Here is a 1,758-nt window from a genome sequence, read left to right as displayed (position 1 = left end):
CCCGGTCACATTCCGAACCCGGAAGCTAAGCCTCTCAGCGCCGATGGTACTGCAAGGGGGACCTTGTGGGAGAGTAGGACGCCGCCGGACTCAACGTTCAGCAACACCAGGAAACCCCTGACCGTGACCGGTCAGGGGTTTCCTGCGTTACCAGGGAACTCTTCGCCTCCAGGCCCATCGGCTCGGTCCGGGTGGAGCGGCGGTTCGCGCGGCGCTCATCGATCCGCGCCCAGGATGTTGTCGTGCCGGTGGACGCCGCCGCCTGGTCGTCCTCAACCGCACGGAGTCGAGGAGCCTCGGCTGCCCCGCAGTGGTCGTGCTGCGCGCTGTCTCCGCAGGATCGATGATCTCTGCGGCCTGGCGTTCTCCTGCCTCGGTCTGCCCTGCGTGCTGTGGTCCTTGCGCCTTCGCACGTCCCGTCGACCGGTGCTCCTCGCGCGTTCGATTCTCCCCTTGGTCGTGGCCGTGGACCGAACCCTCGGCCGTTGTGCCACGGCTCGCTCGGTGTTCGGCCGCGGGAGGTGGCGAGCCGCGGCGGAGTGGGGCACCATCAGGTCGTGGCAGGACGCATCGGAGATCTCTTCCGCGACGAGCCGGACCAGTGGGGCAGTCGCGGTGATCCGTGGCTGTGGCGGGCGCTCGGCGAGCGGTTCAGAGTGGTTTCGTTGCCGGCCACCCGAGGAGCGCTCGAAGCGCAGCTGCGGTGGGCCTTCGTCGCTGAAGTCGGGCGTGCGATGTCGGATCGGGTGGGGACCGGGGTGTACGTCGAACGATTTGCACACGGGGGAATGTCTTCTGGGTTCGTCTCGCCGACGTGGTGGTCCACGAGTGGCGTTCCCCTGCTGGTGCGGCGTGCAGGTCTCCCCGGTCGGGACTTCACCATCCGGAGGACGGAGGAGCTGGACTGGCGGTCGGTGCGCGCCCTCCGGCTCGAGAACGCCGCGGAGAACCCGGTCTCCTACGGCGCAGACCTCCCGGCCACCCTTGCGATGTCCGAGGACGACTGGCGTACTCGGGGGCGACGCGGCACCGGGACCGACACCACCAGTGTGGTGGCGGTGGCGGAGGACGGCGCGTGGCTCGGCATCATGTCTGGCCAGGTGCGCAGTGCCGACGGCGCTGGCGCCCTGCTCACCGGTGTTTTCGTACGCCAAGGAGCTCGGGGGCGCACGAACGGGATCGGGGACGCTCTGCTGGCGGAGGTCCTCGCGTGGGCATCGTTGCAGGCACCGTCCATCCGACTCTGGGTCGACCGCGCGCCGGAGGGCGAGCCTGCGCGACGCTTCTACGCTCGTCACGGGTTCCAGCCGACGGGGCGACGAGGTCCGGCTGCCGGCTTTCCCGCTGCAGAGATCGAGGAAATGGTGGCCCTGCTCGAGCGCCAGCCCCTGCCTGAGCCGGCTCGGATCCCGTCGTCCCGTCCACCCGTGTGATCCGGCTGAGCCGAGGCGATGAGCGCGACACGCCCGGGATGTGGCCCCACTTGGCAGTGCGTTCACCTCCGCGTAAGGTTGTACCTCGTTGCCGCTGAGGCGGAGAACGGAACGGCCGAGACGGTCACCGGGTCGAAAACCTGGCGATGCAGTCCGGACGGGGTCCCGCTCGGCAACCAACCACCACGATGACGAGCTCTACGGCTCGATGTCTGGTGTCGAGAATCCAAGCCCCTCTGGCGGAGCTCCTTCTGGGAGTCGAGTGGGGGGTGCGTCTGGTCCTTGAGAACTCAACAGCGTGCACATTGTCAATGCCAATTTATTG

The 1,758-nt window shown here is 68.2% G+C and carries 1 protein-coding gene and 1 rRNA gene; both read left to right on the top strand.

Annotated elements, in window-relative coordinates; genetic code table 11:
• A 5S ribosomal RNA gene (gene rrf / locus ACIPEQ_RS16440) occupies positions 1-90 on the top strand; the annotation flags it as partial.
• 467 nt (positions 91-557) lie between these two features.
• Positions 558-1,433: a GNAT family N-acetyltransferase gene (locus tag ACIPEQ_RS16435; RefSeq protein WP_402715996.1), complete on the top strand. Its 876-nt coding sequence runs from the start codon at positions 558-560 to the stop codon at positions 1,431-1,433.
• Positions 1,434-1,758 lie beyond the last annotated feature (325 nt).

The organism is Curtobacterium sp. NPDC087080 (assembly GCF_044745105.1).
Taxonomy (GTDB): domain Bacteria; phylum Actinomycetota; class Actinomycetes; order Actinomycetales; family Microbacteriaceae; genus Curtobacterium.
The sequence above is the reverse complement of the archived record's forward strand: the minus strand, read 5'-3'. Positions and strand labels throughout refer to the sequence as shown.